The sequence below is a fragment of the Streptomyces subrutilus genome, from assembly GCF_001746425.1.
Lineage (GTDB): Bacteria > Actinomycetota > Actinomycetes > Streptomycetales > Streptomycetaceae > Streptomyces > Streptomyces subrutilus_A.
In genome coordinates this window covers 4,241,506-4,259,481 of the sequence record NZ_MEHK01000001.1, presented here as the reverse complement: position 1 = coordinate 4,259,481, position 17,976 = coordinate 4,241,506, and the positions used below count along the sequence as shown (strand labels likewise).

The following is a 17,976-nucleotide window of genomic DNA, read 5'->3' as shown; positions in this document are numbered from 1 at the left end:
TCCGGCTCACAGCTGCGACTTGTCCCGCTTCGTGAGCCCGTACTTGGCCGCGATGGTGTTCCACAGGCCCGCGGCCGACTCCTTGGCCTTCGTCGCCTCGCCGCTCGCCTTGTTGCCGGCGGCGGCGTTCTCGGAGTTCTTGGCCTTGCCGTCCTTGCACTTGTCGTCGGCGACGTCGTCCGCCCAGGCGGCGTAGCTGTTGTCGGCGGCCGCGGACGCCTTCCAGGCCTTGGTGAGGGAGGCGCCCAGCTTCGCGTGGTCGGGGAGCTGGTCCACCTTGAGCTCCTGGAGGCGGGTGACGAGCTCCTCGCGCTGACGGGCCGCGTCGCGCAGGTCGGCGGCCGCCTGGTCGAGGTTGCTGCAGCTCTTGATGTCCTCCACGGCCTTGATCACCGCGGCCCGGCTGTCGTTGCTGTCCGCGAGGAGCTTGTCCAGCTGGACGGCCTGCGGCCGGCCCGGGTCGACGGGAGCCTCGCCGGCGGGCGCGGCCGAGCCGCCGCTCGCCGTGGCCGCGGGGGGAACCGCGGCCGGGTCGTTGTTCTGCGGCTTGCCGTCGCCGAGCAGCGAGCCGACGCCCAGCCCGACCACGGCCAGGCCGATGACCACGGCGGCGATGATCGCGGGCGACACCTTGCGGGGGGACTCCGGCGGCGGGGGCGGGGGCTGGGGCGGCGCGAACTGCGGGTTCTGGTGCGGCTGCGCCGCCGGGTGGGGCTGGTGGTGCTGCTGTGGCGGCACGGGGTGCTGCCCGCGCGGCGGGTACGAGCGCGGCGGGACCGGCGGGAGGTGCTGGGTGTGCCCGGCGGAGCCGTCGCCGCGGAACAGCCCGTCGAACGGCTCGAGTCCGGCGGCCGCGGGGCCGGACGGCACGGGCGGGATGTACTGCGTCGCGGCCTCCCCGTGCTCGGGGGCGGCGGGCACGGGCGGGAGGTACTGCGTGGCCGCCTCCTCGTGCGCGGGCGCCGCCGGCACCGGCGGGAGGTACTGCGTCGCCGCCTCCTCGTGCGCGGAGGCCGCGGGGGCCGCCGGCACCGGCGGGAGGTACTGCGTGGCGGCCTCCCCGTGGGCGGGGGCAGCCGGGACGGGCGGAATGTACTGGGTGACCGCCTCGGGCAGCGGCGGGTAGCCATAGCCGTGCGGATCGCCGGGCCCCTCGTACCCGGGGCCCACCACGTGCCCGGGGGCCGCTTGTGACGGCGGCGCCTGCGGCGGCTGCTGCTGGTCTGCCTGCTGCTCCTGGTGCGGCTGCTGCTGCGCGTGCCGCGGCTGCTGCGGGTAGCCGTACGCGGGCTCCGGACCCCACGGGGCACCCGGCTGGGGGGCGCTCCCCTGTCCGTTCTCCGTCACCGGGTCTCCTTCTCCGACTCGCCCGAACCTACGGAACCGTCGGTCACGCTACCCGGTGACACACCGCGACCGGGAGGCCACCCGGCAACCCCACCCGCTCCCTTCGGCACGCCACTAAGCGACACGGGCCTCCAGACGGGCCGTGAACTCGCGGACCGAGGCCTCCTGCGCATACGGCTCCAGGCGGGCCCGGAAGTCGTCCAGGTACTCCGCGCCCCGGGTCGAGCGCAGGTCCGAGAGCAGGTCCGACGCCTGGGACGCCGTCTGGCAGGCCTGTTCGACCTCCCGCTGCTGGACCTGCGCCGCCGCCAGCAGCAGCAGCCCGATGGCCCGCCTGCGCGCCTTGCCCGCCGGGAGGCCCCGCAGCGCCTCCGACGCCTGCCGGGCCGCCGCGTCCGCCTGGCCCAGGTCCCGGTGGCAGTGCGCCAGTTCGTCCGCCAGGTACGCCTGGTCGAAGTGGCGGATCCACACCGGGTCGTCACCGGATTCCGGCTCCGCCCGCTCCAGCGCCGTGACGGCCCGCGACGACAGCACCGCCGTCGCCCGGTTGTCGCCGAGCAGCGCGTGCCCGCGCGCCTCGGCCGCGTAGAACATGGCCTCCACGCGCGGCGTGACCTGCCCCCGCGTCCCCTCCTGCGCCGCCCGCGCCAACTGCGCGATCTCCCGCGGGTTGCCCAGCTCGGCGGCGAGGTGGCTCATCGACGCCGCGAGCACGTAGCCCCCGTACGAGCGGTCACCGGCCGCCTGCGCCAGCCGCAGCGCCTGGATGTAGTAGCGCTGGGCCAGGCCCGGCTGGCCCGTGTCCACCGCCATGTAGCCCGCGAGCTCCGTCAGCCGCGCTACCGCCCCGAACAGCGCCCGCCCGACGGGCTCCCGGTACGAGCCGCCGATCAGCCCGGACACCACCGAGTTCAGGTAGTGCACGACCACCGGCCGCACGTGCCCGCTGCCGAAGCGGTGGTCGAGCTCCTTGAGGGCCTCCGTCGTCGCCCGCACCGCCTCGACGTCGGACATGCCCACGCGCGAGCCGCCGCTGCGCGCCACTTGCGGGTCGGCGCCCGTGATCAGCCAGTCGCGGCTCGGCTCGACGAGCGCGGACGCGGCCACGCTGGAGCCCGCCAGGAAGTCACGGCGGCCCACGTCGCTGCGCCACAGCTCGCAGACCTGCTCGATGGCGCCGATGACGGTCGGGGAGAACTGCAGGCCGACGCCCGAGGCGAGGTTCTTGCCGTTGGCCATGCCGATCTCGTCGATGGTGACGGTCCGGCCGAGTTTGCGCCCGAGCGCCTCGGCGATGATGCCGGGCGCCCGGCCGCGCGGCTGCTGGCCGCGCAGCCAACGGGCCACGGAGGTCTTGTCGTAGCGGAGATCGAGGCCGTGTTCCGCCCCGCACATGTTGACCCGCCGGGCGAGCCCGGCGTTGGAGCACCCGGCTTCCTGGATGAGCGCCTGCAGCCGTTCGTTCGGCTGGCGGGCGACGAGAGGCCTGGCTGCCATGAAAACCCCCTGAGGCCGCGGGTGATCGTTGGATTGATCACTTCCCGCCTGATGTGCGGAGAATCTTCCGCTCTGCGTCGTGTCGCTACCCAGCAACAGCGCCCCGGGCTCCTACGCGCCCCCGCCCGTGCATCGGTGCGCCCCGTATGCAGGATCGATGCTCCGCCCACCGGCCGGTTTACGGCCGTAACCCGAGGTGACCCGCGGAGTTGTGATGGGCGTGGAAGAGACCATGGGAGTCACGGAGACCGCACCCATCCCCAAGCAGCGCGGCGAGCAGCTGCTGGACCATGCCGTGCGGTACGCGGAAGAACGGCACTGGGATGTCTTCGCCGGCACCTGGCTGGAGGTGGGGGACGGGCGGGAGCTGTGCTCCTGCGGGGCGGCGGACTGCCCCGCTCCGGGTGCGCACCCGGCGGTGAAGGACTGGGCGGCGCAGGCGACCGGCAGCGCGGTGCGCGTCCGGCAGATCTGGGGCCGGCACCCCGGGGCCTGCATCCTGATGCCCACGGGCCGGACGTTCGACGTCCTCGACGTGCCGGACACGGCCGGCTTCCTCGCCCTCGCGCGGCTGGAGCGGATGGAGCGCACCCTCGGGCCGGTCACCCTCACGCCCGACCACCGGATGCTCTTCTTCGTGCTGCCGGGGGCCGGGGCCAAGGTGCCCGACCTCGTGCGCAAGCTGGGCTGGACGCCGTCGGCGATCGACCTCACCGCCCGGGGCGAGGGCGAGTACGTGGCCGCCCCGCCCACCCGCTTCGGCGGCCGGGGCTCGGTCCAGTGGGCGCGGCGGCCCACCCCGGCGAACCGTTGGCTGCCCGACACCGAAGAGCTGATCGACGCACTGGCGTACGCGTGCGGGAGCGAGGCCGCCGCCGAGCGCAAGCGGCGCCAGGGCTGAGCCGCGGCTCCGGGCGCCCGCGGGCAGGCCGCCGGCAGGCCGCGGGCAGGGGCGGCCGAAAGCCGCCGGAAGCTGCTGCAAGACCCCTGGAAGGCCGCCCACCTGCGACGTTGACGGGACAAAGCTGACCGCGAACTCATGACATAAGTAACTGCTCAAGCCTCTCCCCCTCCTCCTATGGTGAGGAAAGAACGACCAACGGGGACGTGTGACGAGAGGCAGGCGCATGCCGGACCAGGCTGATGCGACGGGTGGGACGTACGGAACGGGTGGCGCGCGACCCGCGCCGTCCGCCGTGCGGGTGGAAGGCCTCTGGAAGCGCTTCGGCGAGCAGGTGGCCGTGTCCGGGATCGACCTGGAGCTGCCCGCGGGCAAGTTCATCGGGCTGGTCGGCCCGAACGGCGCCGGCAAGACGACGACGCTGTCGATGGTGACCGGGCTGCTGCGCCCGGACATGGGGCGGGTCTTCGTCGCCGGCCGCGACGTGTGGGCGGACCCGGTCGACGTGAAGTCCCGGATCGGCGTACTGCCGGAGGGCCTGCGCCTCTTCGAGCGGCTGTCGGGACGCGAACTGCTCGGCTACATGGGCCGGCTGCGGGGACTGCCCGGCGAGGAGACCGACAAGCGGGCGACGCAGCTGCTGGACGTCCTGGACCTGGCGGGCTCGCAGCACAAGCTGGTCGTGGACTACTCGACCGGCATGCGCAAGAAGATCGGCCTGGCCGCCGCCCTCCTGCACAACCCCGAAGTGCTCTTCCTCGACGAGCCGTTCGAGGGCGTCGACCCGGTGTCCGCGCAAACCATCCGCGGAGTGCTGGAACGCTACACCGCGTCCGGAGCCACGGTCGTCTTCTCCTCCCACGTGATGGAGCTCGTCGAGTCGCTGTGCGACTGGGTGGCCGTCATGGCCGCCGGACGCATCCGCGCCGCGGGCCCGCTGGCCGACGTACGGGGCTCCGCGCCCTCCCTCCAGGCCGCCTTCCTCGAACTGGTCGGCGCCCACGGCCGCGACGCCGCCGGGGACTCCCTGGACTGGCTGGGCGGCGGCTCCGGGACGGCGGACGCACGATGACCGCCGTCACCTCCCCCGCCGCCGCCGCGTCCCCCTCCTCGCCTGCCCCCTCCGCCGCGCCCTCGCTGACCCCGGTGTTCGTCCGGCTGAAGCTCTCGTTGCTGCGCAACGGGCTGAAGGGCTCCTCCAAGCGCAAGGCCGCCTGGATCAGCTCACTGGTGTTCGCCCTCGTGGTCGGCTTCTTCACCACCCTCGGCCTGGCCATGCTGCACGGCAACGCCCACGCGGGCACGGTCGTCGTACTGCTGGCCGCGATCCTGGCGCTGGGCTGGACCTGCATGCCGCTGTTCTTCCCCACCGGGGACGAGACCCTCGACCCGAGCCGGCTGGTCATGCTGCCGCTGCGCCCGCGTCCTCTCGTACGGGCCCTGCTGGCCTCCTCGCTGGTCGGCATCGGCCCGATGTTCACGCTGTGCCTGGCGATCGGCTCGGTGATAGCGGTCGCCCGCGGCGCCGCAGGCGTGGCAGCCGCGGTGGTGGCCGCCCCGCTGCTGCTCGTGGGCTGCGTGGCCCTCGCCCGCGCCGTGGCCACCGCCAACGTACGGCTGCTGACCAGCCGCAAGGGGCGGGACCTGGCCCTGCTCAGCGGCCTGCTGATCGCGGTGGGCGCACAGCTGGCCAACTTCGCCAGCCAGCGCCTGTTCCAGACCGGCGGACTGTCCCAGCTGGAACCGGCCGAGGCGGTGCTGCGGTGGCTGCCGCCGGCGACCGCCGTCGGCATGGTCGACTCCGCGAGCAAGGGCTCGTACGGCCAAGCCGCCGCCCAACTGGCCCTCACCCTCGGCGCCCTGGCCCTACTGCTCTGGTTCTGGGAGCGCAGCCTGACCAAGCTGATGGTCGCCCCGGACGGCTCGACCATCGCCGCCGCCAAGCCGGAGAAGAACCGCGCCGAGCGCGGCTTCTGGTCGCTGCTGCCGGCCGGCCGGACGGGCGCCGTCATGCAGCGGACCCTGCGCTACGCCGTCCGCGACCCGAAGACGAAGTCGGCGATCGTGACGGCACTGGCGATCGGATTGATCATCCCGGTGTTCAACGCCCTCCAGGGCACCGGCTCCCTGTACCTCGCCTGCTTCGGCGCCGGCATGCTCGGCATCCAGATGTACAACCAGTTCGGGCAGGACACCTCGGCGTTCTGGATGGTGGCCCAGACCCTCGGCACCACGCACGACGCGTACGTGGAACTGCGCGGGCGGGCCGCCGCGCTGGCCCTGGTCACCGTTCCGTACACGGTCTTCGTGACCGTGGTGACGGCCGCCCTGGTCGGCAACTGGTCCGACTTCCCGGCGGCGCTGGGCCTGGCCCTGGCCCTGCTCGGCGCGATGCTCTGCACGGGGGCGCTGGCCTCGGCACGGTACCCGTACTCGATCCCGACGGAGGGCGCGTTCAAGAACGTCGCCCCGGGCCAGGCCGGCCTGGCCTGGCTGAGCATCCTCGGCGGCATGCTCGCGGCGGCCCTGCTGTGCGCCCCGTTGATCGCCCTGACGATCTGGCTCAACGTGGCGGACCACCAGGGCCTGAGCTGGCTGGTACTCCCGCTGGGCGTGGCCTGGGGCGCCCTGGCCACGTGGACGGGCCTGCGCCTGGCGGCCCCGGTGGTGGCCCGGCGACTGCCGGAGATCCTGGCGGCCGTTAGCAAGGGGTAGGGAAGAGGGGGGTGGGGGTGCGGGGTGCTGGTCGGGGGCTTCGGGGGCGGGTGGGAGCCTGATTCCGGTGGGGGCTGATCAGGCTCCCCCCCGCCCCCGAAGCCCCCGACCAGCACCCCCTCAGATCCGCGACGCCTTCACGTCGTCCAGGAAAGGCTCCAGGGCCGCTCGCAGAGCCGCCGGCTGGTCGTAGTGGAGGTAGTGGCCCGCGTCGGGGATTTCGGCGTACTGGCCGGCCGGGAGGACTCGGACCATCTCCTGGGCCTCCGCCCGGCCCAGTTCGCCGTCCAGACCGCGGACGACCAGGGTGGGGCAGCGGACCTGGGCCAGTTCCTCCCAGTGGGCGTCGTGCACCCACGTCTCGCGGGCCCGCAGCATCTGGCGGCGGGAGAAGAGCGGGCGCCAGCCGTCCTGGGCCTCGTGCATGACCTCCGCGAAGAAGGCGCCGCGGCCCGGGTCGGGGCGCTCCATCCGGGGGTCGTCCTCGCCGAACCAGCGGCGGGCGGCGTCCTGGGTGGGGAAGGGCAGCGGCCAGCGGTGGAACCAGTCCGCCCACTCCTGCTGCGAGGCTTCGCCGAGCGCCGAGGCGCGCATGTCGCAGATGACCACGGCTTCGACCAGGTCGGGGCGGCGGGCCGCGAGCTGCCAGGCGGTCAGGGCGCCCATGGAGTGGCCGATCAGGGTCACGGGGGCGAGGCCGAGCTGCTCGACGACGGCCTCCGCGTCGGCCACGAAGGCCTCGCGCGTGTACGGACCGTGCGCCGGGCGGTCGCTCTGGCCGTGCCCGCGCTGGTCCAGGGCGATCACACGGTGGCGCTCGCCGAGCCAGCGGGCGGTGCCGGACCAGTGGAAGGCGCGGCCCATGAGCCCGTGGAGTAACAGCACGGCGGGGCGGGGGTCCGGCCCGGCGGGCTGGGCCGCGGCCGCGGCGTCCGCTTCGCTGAACTCCCAGGCGGCCAGGCGTACGCCATCGGCCCCTGTCACATCGATGCGCTGTACCACCGCAGATGCACCCCCTTCGCTCCCGGCCAGACTATCGAACCCGCATTCGAAAACGGGCGTCTCGCCGACAACACCGCTCTTTCGAGTGACCTTGCTCAAGGATTGGCCGCCGCTGCCGATGGAGATCCTTTCAACAGGGAGGCGGGCCGCTCGGGGAAGACGGTCCGAAGGGGACGACCTTGAGAGCTCGGGGCTCCAGGTCACATGGGGAGGACCGGTCCCGGCGCCGCAAGGCGCCGGGACCGCCCACTTCCACCCCTCGAACGTCCACAGCAGACGTCTGCATCAGGCAGACGTCTCAACCAGAGGCCTGCATCAGACGGATCAGCGCTTCGCCACGAACACGTGCGAGGCCACCTCCGCGTCCAGCTCGGCGGCTTCACCGCCGCTGCCGACGAGGACCCCGCCCGGGGACTCGGTGACGCTCACCACCGAGCCGGGCTGCACGCCCGCCCGACGCAGCGTGTACATCAGCTGGGCGTCCGTCTGGATCGGCTCGCCGATCCGGCGCACGACCACGGTCTTGCCGTCGACACCCGGGTCCAGCTCGGAGAGGCTGACCATGCCGTCCTCCAGGAACGGGTCCGCCTCGGCCTTCTCCCCCAGCTCCTCCAGGCCCGGGATCGGGTTGCCGTACGGCGACTCGGTCGGGTGACGCAGCAGCTCCAGCACCCGCCGCTCCACCGCCTCGCTCATCACGTGCTCCCAACGGCAGGCCTCGGCGTGCACCTGCTCCCACTCCAGGCCGATGACGTCGACGAGCAGACACTCGGCCAGCCGGTGCTTGCGCATCACGCGCGTCGCCAGCCGGCGCCCCTCCTCCGTCAGCTCCAGGTGCCGGTCGCTGGCCACGGCCACCAGGCCGTCCCGCTCCATCCGCGCCACCGTCTGGCTCACCGTCGGGCCGCTCTGGTCGAGCCGCTCGGCGATACGGGCGCGCATGGGGACCACACCTTCCTCTTCCAGCTCAAGGATGGTGCGGAGATACATCTCCGTGGTGTCGATCAGTCCGGACATTCGTGCCCCTCGGATTGCGTGCGCTGGCCCTGCCCCCAATTCTGACGCATCGGGCGGACAACCGTCCCGTACCGAGCGTCAAGCCCTCTCCCGGACATCTCCACGACATGTCGGCGGAGATCTTCCCCGGGATTGACGTTCGTATTGACACGCCCTTGGTCCAGACCGCACGGTGAGCGGCGGACACGGACCCACCCCGTCACCCCGACCCGACCCCCGGAAGGCCATCGGCGTATGAGCGAGAGCAAGCTGGCCGGTCAGTTCTTCGACGCCGCCATCGGCCTGCTGGAGCGGGTGCGGGACGAGGAGGCCGCGCGGATCGCCGAGGCCGGCAGCCTCGTCGCCGACGCCGTGGCCCGCGGGAACCGGCTCTTCGCCTTCGGCGCCGGGCACTCCTCGCTGCCCGCCCAGGACGTGGTCTACCGGGCCGGCGGGCTGGCGCTGATGAACTTCCTCGCCGTCCCGGGCACGGCCGGCGTCGATGTCATGCCCGCCACGCTGGGCAGTGCGCTGGAGCGGGTCGACGGCCTCGCCGGCGCCGTCCTGGACAGCAGCCCCGCCTCCGACGGCGACGTGCTCGTGATCATCTCCCTGTCCGGGCGCAACGCCCTGCCGGTGGAGATGGCCATGAACGCCCGCGCCATCGGCCTCAAGGTGATCGGGGTGACCTCGGTGGCGTACGCGACCGGGACCAAGCCTCGGCACGTCTCGGGCACCTTCCTGAAGGACCACTGCGACGTGGTCCTCGACAGCAAGATCGCGGTCGGCGACGCGGAGCTGAGCCTCGACGGCATCGACGCGCCCTTCGCCCCCGCCTCCACGGTCGTGACCAGCGCGATCATGCAGGCGGTCATGGCCGCGGCGGCCGGCGAGCTCGCCGCACGCGGGATCGAGCCGCCGCTGCTGCGCTCGGGCAACGTCGACGGCGGCCACGAGTGGAACGGCCGCGTGATGCAGGAGTACGGCGACCGGATCTTCTTCCGCCACTAGCCGCCGCCGGCCGGGGGCCCGCCCGGGGCCCGGCCCCCCGCCCCCGCCGCCAGGTCCAGATCGGCGGCGATCCGGCCCGCGACCTCTTCCGCGTACGCCGCGTCCGGCCCCTCGAACGCGGCCCGCGAGGGCCCCCGTACGAAGGTCACCGCTCCCAGGGTCCGGCCCCGGCTGCGCAGCACCGTGCACAGCACGTGCGCCGCGCCCTCGGGCCAGTGGCGGGCCCGCGCCCACTCCGGGTCGGCCGCCCCGCGCGGAGCGCTCGTGCGCACCGAGCCGATCCGGTCCAGCGCCTGGAGCGCCGGGTGCCCGGCCTGGTACCGCACGGGGATCGACCCGGGCCCCGGCAGCTCGGGCGGGGAGACGGCGGAGCGGACGAGCCGGCGCCGTTCGGGACCGGCCGAGGGGTCCAGTACGTCCAGCAGCGCGTGCTCGGCGAAGCCCGCGAGGGCGAAGTCCAGGCGGACGGCCGCCGCCTCGGCCGGGTCCTCGCACTCGGCGGCGGCCCGGCCCGCCCGGTGCAGCTGGTGGGCGCGGAACCGCAGCTGCGCGGTGTCCAGCTGGGCCTGCCGGGCCTCGGTGACGTCCTGGAACAGCCAGCCGACGCCGAGCGGCACCGGCTCCTCCGCGAGCGGCGAGGCCAGCCGCAGGAACCCGCACCGCAGGCACCGCCGCCGGGCCCCCTCCGGGGTCCGCACCGACACCCACAGCTCCACCGGGGCGGGCGGCGCCCCCTCGGCGAGCACGTGTTGGAGGGCGCCCTCCAGTTCCTCCACGCCCTGGAGGAGCAGTTCGCCGAGCGGGCGGCCGAGCAGTGCGGTGCGCCCGGCGCCGAGGGCGCGCGCGGCGTGCGCGTTGACCACGGCGGGGCGCAGGTCGACGTCGACGAGGACGACGCCCCAGGCGGCGTCCTCGAGCAGGGCCTCGCTCAGCGCGATGGAGCGCTCCAGGTCGATCTGCGCGTGCACCTCGCTGAAGGCGCAGTACACCCCGGCCGGTTTCCCGTCCGCGCCGGGCACCCCGGCGGACTGGGTGCGGACGAGGACGCGCCCGCCGTCCTTGGTCAGCAGCGCGAACTCGTGCACCTGGCGGCCCGGCACGTACTGGGCGGACAGGAGCCGCTCCTGCACGTCCTGGGCGTCGGCGGGCCGTACCGCCCACCCTTCGAAGCCCTTGCGGCCCACGGCCTCGGCGGCGGTCCAGCCCAGGATCCGCTCGGCCTCGCGGTTCCAGTGGGTGATCACGCCGTAGGAGTCGAACGCGCACAGGGCGGCGTCCATCCCGTCGAGCAGCGCTGCGAGCAGATCGTCGTCGGTGGTCTCGTCACGTCCGGAAGCAGTCACCTGGTACCCCCAGCAGGTGTTCGCGTGTGCGGCACGTCAGATCATTGAACTGGAACGTGACGCAGCCCACACCCCGTTCCCCCGAATACCCCGGAATGATCCGTTTCGGGCGGCGCGGCGGGACGGACGGCGCTCTCGGGCGGGTCCGGAAAATATCCGCTTGTGCCCCACCGGACAGGCTCCTAGGCTCTGCCGTACACGAGAAGGGAGGTGGTTCCCGAAATGTACGGAAACCGGACGCGTGAGGTGGCTGCGGGCTAAAGCGCCCGTCGTCGCACGCACCCAGTGCGGTGCCCGGCGGGAACGCCAGGCGCCAATCCCAAGCAGTCACCCGACCCGCGGGCTCGCCGGTACGTCCGGCCGGCTCCTCCCCACTGCAGGGGGAGGGACCCGAGCCCGCGGGTCGCCTGCTTTTCCGGCCCCGCCGGTACGGACGCCGCGCGCCCCACGGGCTTTCGCCGCCGCGCCGCCTACGGGCAGAGCCGCTCGACGCGCCACTCGGCGGCGTCCGCGCCGTCCCTCACGTACCGCAGGCGGTCGTGGAGGCGGTTCTCGTGGCCCTGCCAGAACTCCACCTCGCCGGGGACGACCCGGTAGCCGCCCCACTCCGTCGGGACCGGGACCTGCTCGCCCTGCGGGTAGCGCTGCTCCAGCTCCGCGTAGCGGCGGTCGAGTTCGGCGCGCGAGGCGATCACCTGCGACTGGTCGCTGGCCCAGGCGCCCAGCTGCGAGCCGTGCGGGCGGGAGCGGAAGTACGCCGCCGTCTCGTCGCGGCCGACCCGGGTGGCCGTGCCGGTCACGATGACCTGGCGGGCGATGGGATGCCAGGGGAACAGCAGGGCGACGTGCGGGTTCTCGGCGATCTCGCGGCCCTTGCGGGAGCCGTAATTGGTGTAGAAGACGAAGCCCCGCGCGTCGAACTGCTTCAGCAGCACCGTGCGGGAACTCGGGCGGCCGTCGGCGGTGGCGGTCGAGACGATCATCGCGTTGGGCTCGAAGACGTGCGCGACGGCGGCCTGCTGGAACCATCGCGCGAACTGGTCCATGGGGTCGTCGGCGAGGCTGTCCTCGGGGACGATCTCGGAGCGGTACTGCTTGCGCATGAGGGAGGGATCAAGGTCCTGATGGGTCACGCCGGCCATCCTGCCGCAGTGCGCCTGCCGCGGGTGTGCCGTATGTCACGCTTCCGCAGTCCAGCGGGAACGGACAAAATCTTGGGGCCGGTCCGACGGTCCCCGCGCGGGTGACCATCGGCCGCGCCGGGCATCAACGGGGATGACCGCGCCGGACCGCGAAGCACGCCGGGCGCCGCGCGTGTTCGCACTATCTGAGGAGCCGCCTGATGTCCGACTTCGTACCCGGGCTCGAAGGGGTCGTCGCGTTCGAGACGGAGATCGCCGAACCCGACAAGGAAGGCGGTGCGCTGCGCTACCGCGGGGTCGACATCGAAGACCTCGTCGGGCAGGTGTCCTTCGGGAACGTCTGGGGCCTGCTGGTCGACGGTGCGTTCAACCCCGGACTGCCCGCCGCCGAGCCCTTCCCGATCCCCGTCCACTCCGGTGACATCCGGGTCGACGTGCAGTCCGCGCTCGCGATGCTCGCCCCCGTGTGGGGTCTGAAACCGCTCCTGGACATCGACGAGCGGACCGCCCGCGACGACCTCGCCCGCGCGGCCGTCATGGCCCTGTCGTACGTCGCCCAGTCCGCCCGCGGCCAGGGCATGCCCATGGTTCCGCAGCGGGAGATCGACAAGGCGGAGTCCGTCGTCGAGCGGTTCATGATCCGCTGGCGGGGCGAGCCGGACCCGAAGCACGTCAAGGCCGTGGACGCCTACTGGACCTCGGCCGCCGAGCACGGCATGAACGCCTCCACCTTCACCGCGCGCGTCATCGCCTCCACCGGCGCGGACGTGGCGGCGGCCCTGTCGGGCGCCGTCGGCGCGATGTCCGGGCCGCTGCACGGCGGGGCGCCCTCGCGGGTGCTCGGCATGATCGAGGAGATCGAGCGCACCGGCGACGCCGTGGCGTACGTGAAGAAGGCCCTGGACAAGGGCGAGCGGCTGATGGGCTTCGGGCACCGCGTCTACCGCGCCGAGGACCCGCGTGCGCGCGTGCTGCGGCGCACGGCCAAGGAGCTGGACGCGCCGCGCTACGAGGTGGCCGCCGCGCTGGAGAAGGCGGCGCTGGAGGAGCTGCACGCACGCCGCCCCGACCGGGTGCTGGCCACCAACGTGGAGTTCTGGGCCGCGATCATGCTGGACTTCGCGGAGGTCCCGGCGCACATGTTCACGTCGATGTTCAGTTGTGCCCGGACCGCCGGCTGGTCCGCGCACATCCTGGAGCAGAAGCGCACGGGCCGCCTGGTGCGTCCGTCGGCCCGCTACATCGGCCCCGGCCGGCGCGACCCGCGCGACATCGAGGGCTACGCCGACATCGCCGGCACGGCCTGATCCTCGGGACGGACCCGGGCGGACCGGGCGGACCGCACAGGCGAAGGGCGCCGTACCCCCGTGGCGGGGTGCGGCGCCCTTCGCGCGCCCGGGCTCAGCCCAGGGCCGCGTCGAGGATGCGGGCCCACTGGGCGACCACGCGGTCGCGGCGGGCCGTGTCGTCCGTGAGGACGTTGGCCAGGCCGAGCCCGCGCGCCATGTCGAGGAGGCCCTGCACGGTCTCCCGTACGCCCGGCACGGACTCGTCCGCGCCCAGCAGTTCCACGGCGATGCGGTGGGTCTCCCGGCCGACCCGGGCCTCCAGTTCGGTGACCCGGGGGCGCAGCTGCTCCTCGTTGGAGGCGGCGACCCACAGCTGCAGCGCGGCCCGGAAGAGGGTGCCGGTGTACAGGTCGACGAGCGCCTCGACCGCGGCGGGGCGGGCGGCCGGGCCGGCCTGGAAGAGCTCGCGCAGGGCGGTGGAGCGCTCCTCGGCGACGTACTCGACGGCGGCGGTGAACAGGTCCTCGCGGGTGCGGAAGTGGTGCTGGGCCGCGCCGCGGGAGACACCGGCGCGCTCGGCGACGACGCCGACGGTGGAGCCCGCCCAGCCGTGTTCGGCGAGGCAGGAGACGGCGGCCTCGAGGAGGTGGCGGCGGGTGACCCGGCTGCGCGCCTGCTTGGGGCCGGCGGGCGGGGCGGGGGGGGGGGCCGTCGTCGTCGGCGCGCCGGCTGCCGCGCTCGCCCACGTTGCCTCGTCGGCTGCCGCGCTCGTCTCGCGGGTCGCCTCGTCCGTTGCCGCGCCGGGCGCCGCGCGCGTCACAGGGACCACGACGGGGTGCGGCGCTCGAAGCGGGCGGTGATGCCCTCGCGGGCCTCGGCGGAGGCGAAGAGCTCCGCGGACAGCTCCGTCAGGCGCGAGCCGTCGCGGTCCAGGGTCTCGCGTACGGCCGCGGCGGTCAGCGCCTTGGTGGCGGCCAGGCCCTGCGGGGACGCCTTGCGCAGGCCGGCGAGCACCGGCTCCAGAGCCTGGTCCACGTCTTCGGCGTGCAGCGTGAGCAGGCCGATGCGGGTGGCTTCGGCGGCGTCGAAGGCCTCGGCGGTCAGGAAGTAGCGGGCGGCCGCGCGCGGGTCCAGGCGCGGGAGCAGCGGCATGGAGATCACGGCGGGCGCGAGGCCGAGGTGGGTCTCGGTGAAGGCGTACGTGGACCGCGGTCCGGCGGCGGCGATGTCGCAGACGCCGAGCAGGCCGAGGCCGCCGGCCCGGACGTGCCCGGTGACGCGGGCGAGGACGGGCTTGGGCAGTTCGGCGATCTGGCGGAGCAGGGCCAGGAAGTCGGCCGGGGCGCAGGGGGACTTGAGGTCGGCCCCGGCGCAGAAGGTGGTGCCGGTGTGGGTGAGCAGGACGGCGCGGACCGCCGGATCCGCCCCGGCGTCGGCGAGCGCGGCGCGGAGCTCTGCGACGAGGTCGGCGGAGAGGGCGTTGCGGTTGGCCGGGGAGTCCAGGGTGAGGACGGCTACGCCGGTCGTTCGCGCGGCGTGGACGGGTGGCATGTCTCCTCCGGAGGGGTTGGCGGCTGGGCGGTGGGCCGGGGGCCCGGCCGGGGGTGCTGGGCCCCCGGCCGGGCCGGGGGCCTGTGCTGCGGGGGGCCGGGGCCGGGGTGGGTCTAGTACGACTTGGGCAGGCCCAGGGTCTGGTGGGAGATGAAGTTGAGGATCATCTCGCGGCTGACCGGGGCGATGCGGGCCACGCGGGAGGCGGTGATGAGGGAGGCCAGGCCGTATTCGCGGGTGAGGCCGTTGCCGCCGAGGGTGTGGACGGACTGGTCCACGGCCCGGACACAAGCCTCGCCGGCCGCGTACTTGGCCATGTTCGCGGCCTCGCCGGCCCCCATGTCGTCGCCCGCGTCGTAGAGGTGGGCGGCCTTCTGCATCATCAGGCGGGCCAGCTCCAGCTCGATGTGGGCCGCGGCCAGGGGGTGGGCCAGGGCCTGGTGGGCGCCGATGGGGTCCTTCCACACCTGGCGGGTCTTGGCGTAGTCGACGGCCTTGGCGAGGGCGTAGCGGCCCATGCCGATGGCGAAGGCGGCGGTCATGATGCGTTCCGGGTTGAGGCCGGCGAACAGCTGGAGCAGGCCCGCGTCCTCGTCGCCGACCAGGGCGGAGGAGGGCAGGCGTACGTCGTCCAGGACCAGTTCGAACTGCTTCTCCGCGGCCTGGAGTTCCATGTCGATGACCGAGCGGGTGAAGCCGGGGGCCTCGCGCGGGACGATGAACAGGCAGGGCACCAGGCGGCCGCTCCTGGCGTCCTCGGTGCGGCCGACGATGAGGGTGGCGTCGGCGATGTCCACGCCGGAGATGAAGACCTTGCGGCCGGTGAGGATCCAGTCGTCGCCGTCGCGGCGGGCCGTGGTGGTGATGCGGTGGGAGTTGGATCCGGCGTCCGGTTCGGTGATGCCGAAGGCCATGGTCAGGCTGCCGTCGGCGAGGCCGGGGAGCCACGTGCGCTTCTGGTCCTCGGTGCCGAAGCGGGAGATGACCGTGCCGCAGATGGCGGGTGAGACGACCATCATCAGCAGCGGGCAGCCCGCGGCGCCGAGTTCCTCCAGGACGATGGACAGTTCGGCGATGCCGCCGCCTCCGCCGCCGTACTCCTCGGGCAGGCTGACGCCGAGGTAGCCGAGCTTGGCGGCGTCGGCCCACAGTTCGTCGGGGTGGCCGCCCTCGCGGGCGACGCGGGCGAGGTACTCGCGGCCGTACTTCTGCCCCAGGGCGGCGACCGCCGTGCGCAGGGCCTTGTGCTCGGGCGTTTCGATGGTGGCGGAGCTCATGACGTCGATTCCTCCTGGACTACGGCGAGCAGGGCGCCGAACTCGACCTGCCGGCCCGTGGTGGCGTGGAGCGCGGTGAGCGTGCCGGAGGCGGGAGCGAGGATGCGGTGCTCCATCTTCATGGCCTCCAGCCAGAGCAGGGGCTGCCCGGCGGTGACGGCGGCGCCGGGCGCGAGGCCCTCGGCGACGCGGACCACGGTGCCGGGCATGGGGGCGAGGAGGGAGCCCGGTTCGGTGCGGGCCTTGGGGTCCGCGAACCGGGGGACGGGGGTGAGGGTGTGGGCGCCGAGCGCCGAATCAACGTAGAGGTCGGAGTTGTTCGAATTTTGTTTCACGTGGAACAAGCGCCGGATGCCGTCGACTTCGAGCGTGACCAGGTCCGGGGTGGCGGACAGGACGCGGACTCCGGGGTGGTCCACCGGGTGGTAGGCGACCTCGTACTCGGTGCCTGCCGCCGTGTAGCGGCGGGTCCGGGGCTGGGAGCGGAGGTTGCGCCAGCCGCCGAGGCGGGCGGCGAGGGGGGCGTCCGGGGCCGGGGCCGCTTCGGCGAGGGCCGCGGCCAGGGCGGACAGGGTGGCGTCCGGGGCGTCTTGGGTGAGGGCGGCGAGGTGGCGCTCGTAGAACCCGGTGTCGGGCTGTCCGGCGGCGAACTCCGGGTGGCGCAGCGACCGTACGAGGAGCTCGCGGTTGGTGGTGAGCCCGTGGATGCGGGCTCCGGCCAGGGCGTGCGCGAGGACGCGTACGGCCTCGGCGCGGGTCGGGGCGTGGGCGACGACCTTGGCGAGCATGGGGTCGTAGTGGATGCCCACCTCGTCCCCGTCGGCGAAGCCGGTGTCGACGCGGACCTCGCCGGGCACGGCGAGGGTGTGCAGGACGCCGGTCTGGGGGCGCCAGTCCTGGGCGGGGTCCTCGGCGTACAGGCGGGCCTCGACGGCGTGGCCGACGGGCTCCGGGGGTGTGAGCGGCAGGGCCGTTCCTTCGGCGACGCGCAGCTGGAGGGCGACGAGGTCGAGGCCGAAGACGGCTTCGGTGACGGGGTGTTCGACCTGGAGGCGGGTGTTCATCTCCAGGAAGTACGGGCGTCCGTCGGCGGTGACGAGGAACTCGACCGTGCCGGCGCCCTGGTAGGAGACGGCGCGGGCGGCGGCGACGGCGGCCTCGTGGAGGCTCTCGCGCAGGCTTTCCGGCAGGCCGGGCGCCGGGGCCTCCTCGATGACCTTCTGGTGGCGCCGCTGGAGGGAGCAGTCGCGGGTGCCCAGCGCCCAGACGGTGCCGTGGGCGTCGGCGAGGATCTGCACCTCGACGTGGCGGCCGCGCTCCACGTAGGGCTCGGCGAAGACCTCGCCGTCGCCGAAGGCCGAGCGGGCCTCGGCGGCGGCCGCCGCCAGCTCCTCCTCGAGGGAGCCGAGGTCGCGGACCACGCGCATCCCGCGGCCCCCGCCGCCGGCGGCCGCCTTGAGGAGCAGGGGCAGGTCGGCGGTGGTGGCGGCGGCCGGGTCGACGGGTTCCAGGAGCGGGACGCCGGCGGCGCGCATCAGCTCCTTGGCCCGGGTCTTGGAAGCCATGGCCTCGATGGCCTCGGGCGGCGGGCCGATCCAGGCCATTCCGGCGGCCCGGACCTCGCGGGCGAAGGCGGCGTTCTCGGAGAGGAAGCCGTAGCCGGGGTGGATCGCGTCGGCTCCGGCGGCGAGCGCGGCCTTGATGATCAGGTCGCCGCGCAGGTAGGTGTCGGCCGGGGCGGCGCCGGGCAGGCGTACGGCCGCGTCGGCGTCGCGTACGTGCAGGGCCTGCTCGTCGGGGTCGGAGTGGACGGCGACGGTGGCCAGGCCCAGGGCGCGGGCGGTGCGGAAGACGCGGACGGCGATCTCGCCGCGGTTGGCCACGAGGAGGGAGGTGATGGTCATG

Annotated in this window: 15 protein-coding genes; 5 read left to right on the top strand and 10 right to left on the bottom strand. The window is 73.9% G+C overall.

Annotated elements, in window-relative coordinates; genetic code table 11:
- Window positions 1–6: 6 nt before the first annotated feature.
- A complete protein-coding gene (locus BGK67_RS20195; protein WP_069921399.1) occupies window positions 7–1,347 on the bottom strand; it encodes a hypothetical protein in 1,341 nt (446 codons plus the stop codon).
- A gap of 114 nt (window positions 1,348–1,461) precedes the next feature.
- Window positions 1,462–2,844: an NsdA family TPR-like regulatory protein gene (locus BGK67_RS20190; RefSeq protein ID WP_069921398.1), complete on the bottom strand. Its 1,383-nt coding sequence runs from the start codon at window positions 2,842–2,844 to the stop codon at window positions 1,462–1,464.
- A 232-nt stretch (window positions 2,845–3,076) separates the two neighbouring features.
- On the opposite strand from BGK67_RS20190, the gene BGK67_RS20185 reads away from it, so the two are divergent.
- From BGK67_RS20185 to BGK67_RS20175, 3 genes are all read left to right on the top strand, one after another.
- Window positions 3,077–3,745, top strand: a complete 669-nt coding sequence (locus tag BGK67_RS20185) for a bifunctional DNA primase/polymerase (protein WP_244291273.1) — start codon at window positions 3,077–3,079, stop codon at window positions 3,743–3,745.
- A gap of 226 nt (window positions 3,746–3,971) precedes the next feature.
- Window positions 3,972–4,817, top strand: coding sequence for an ABC transporter ATP-binding protein (locus tag BGK67_RS20180; RefSeq protein WP_069921397.1), 846 nt, complete (start codon window positions 3,972–3,974; stop codon window positions 4,815–4,817).
- Complete coding sequence (locus BGK67_RS20175; protein ID WP_069921396.1) at window positions 4,814–6,460, top strand: transporter; 1,647 nt, start codon at window positions 4,814–4,816, stop codon at window positions 6,458–6,460. Before BGK67_RS20180 ends, BGK67_RS20175 begins: the two co-directional genes overlap by 4 nt.
- Window positions 6,461–6,580: 120 nt before the next feature.
- On the opposite strand, the gene BGK67_RS20170 is transcribed toward BGK67_RS20175, so the two are convergent.
- A complete protein-coding gene (locus BGK67_RS20170) occupies window positions 6,581–7,462 on the bottom strand; it encodes an alpha/beta fold hydrolase (protein ID WP_069921395.1) in 882 nt (293 codons plus the stop codon).
- Between the two features lie 324 nt (window positions 7,463–7,786).
- Entirely contained in the window at window positions 7,787–8,479 is a 693-nt protein-coding gene (locus BGK67_RS20165) for an iron-dependent transcriptional repressor DtxR (protein WP_069921394.1), read from the bottom strand.
- A gap of 234 nt (window positions 8,480–8,713) precedes the next feature.
- On the opposite strand from BGK67_RS20165, the gene BGK67_RS20160 reads away from it, so the two are divergent.
- Entirely contained in the window at window positions 8,714–9,469 is a 756-nt protein-coding gene (locus tag BGK67_RS20160) for an SIS domain-containing protein (RefSeq protein WP_069921393.1), read from the top strand.
- Here the strand turns inward: BGK67_RS20160 and BGK67_RS20155 are convergent.
- Complete coding sequence (locus BGK67_RS20155) at window positions 9,466–10,812, bottom strand: PAS domain-containing protein (protein WP_069921392.1); 1,347 nt, start codon at window positions 10,810–10,812, stop codon at window positions 9,466–9,468. The genes BGK67_RS20160 and BGK67_RS20155 overlap by 4 nt on opposite strands.
- Window positions 10,813–11,282: 470 nt before the next feature.
- Complete coding sequence (gene pdxH, locus BGK67_RS20150; RefSeq protein ID WP_079154288.1) at window positions 11,283–11,954, bottom strand: pyridoxamine 5'-phosphate oxidase; 672 nt, start codon at window positions 11,952–11,954, stop codon at window positions 11,283–11,285.
- Window positions 11,955–12,154: 200 nt separating this feature from the next.
- Between pdxH and BGK67_RS20145 the strand changes: the two genes are divergently transcribed.
- On the top strand, window positions 12,155–13,261 hold the full coding sequence (locus BGK67_RS20145) for a citrate synthase 2 (protein WP_069921390.1): 1,107 nt from the start codon (window positions 12,155–12,157) through the stop codon (window positions 13,259–13,261).
- Window positions 13,262–13,355: 94 nt separating this feature from the next.
- Here BGK67_RS20145 and BGK67_RS20140 read toward each other — a convergent pair whose 3' ends face one another.
- From BGK67_RS20140 to BGK67_RS20125, 4 genes are all read right to left on the bottom strand, one after another.
- Window positions 13,356–14,063: a TetR/AcrR family transcriptional regulator gene (locus BGK67_RS20140; protein WP_079154287.1), complete on the bottom strand. Its 708-nt coding sequence runs from the start codon at window positions 14,061–14,063 to the stop codon at window positions 13,356–13,358.
- Window positions 14,060–14,794, bottom strand: a complete 735-nt coding sequence (locus BGK67_RS20135; RefSeq protein ID WP_069921389.1) for an enoyl-CoA hydratase family protein — start codon at window positions 14,792–14,794, stop codon at window positions 14,060–14,062. Before BGK67_RS20135 ends, BGK67_RS20140 begins: the two co-directional genes overlap by 4 nt.
- 113 nt (window positions 14,795–14,907) lie before the next feature.
- Window positions 14,908–16,071 carry an acyl-CoA dehydrogenase family protein gene (locus BGK67_RS20130; RefSeq protein ID WP_069921388.1) on the bottom strand — a complete coding sequence of 388 codons (1,164 nt, stop codon included), beginning with the start codon at window positions 16,069–16,071 and terminating at the stop codon, window positions 14,908–14,910.
- Window positions 16,068–17,975, bottom strand: a complete 1,908-nt coding sequence (locus BGK67_RS20125; protein ID WP_069921387.1) for an acetyl/propionyl/methylcrotonyl-CoA carboxylase subunit alpha — start codon at window positions 17,973–17,975, stop codon at window positions 16,068–16,070. The genes BGK67_RS20130 and BGK67_RS20125 overlap by 4 nt, the downstream gene beginning before the upstream one ends.
- Between the last annotated feature and the right edge of the window lies 1 nt (window position 17,976).